Origin of the sequence: Streptomyces sp. NRRL WC-3626, assembly GCF_000718785.1 — a bacterium.
GTDB classification, from domain to species: domain Bacteria; phylum Actinomycetota; class Actinomycetes; order Streptomycetales; family Streptomycetaceae; genus Streptomyces; species Streptomyces edwardsiae.
This window is the reverse complement of record NZ_JOCA01000093.1, coordinates 1-201: the sequence shown is the minus strand read 5'-3', so window position 1 is coordinate 201 and position 201 is coordinate 1. Positions and strand designations below refer to the sequence as shown.

Sequence of the window (201 nt, the reverse complement as noted above, 5' to 3'; positions counted from 1 at the left end):
GGTGATGAGGGGGCTGAGGGTGGTGCCCTGGCGTTCGGCGGTTTCCCAGTCGCGGGTGCGGAGCTGGTATTTCTCGCTGTCGAGGTATTCCTCGCTGCCTTCGCGCAGGGGGGTGTTCTCGCAGAGTTCGTAGCCGCTGTAGATGCCCCAGGTGGGGGAGAGGGTGGCGGCGAGGACGGCGCGGACTTCGAAGGCGGGCCG

General features: G+C 68.2%; 1 pseudogene. It reads right to left on the bottom strand.

The features are described 5' to 3' along the window. Positions 1-201 (bottom strand): annotated as a pseudogene (locus IF28_RS36850) (alpha-1,4-glucan--maltose-1-phosphate maltosyltransferase); the annotation flags it as partial.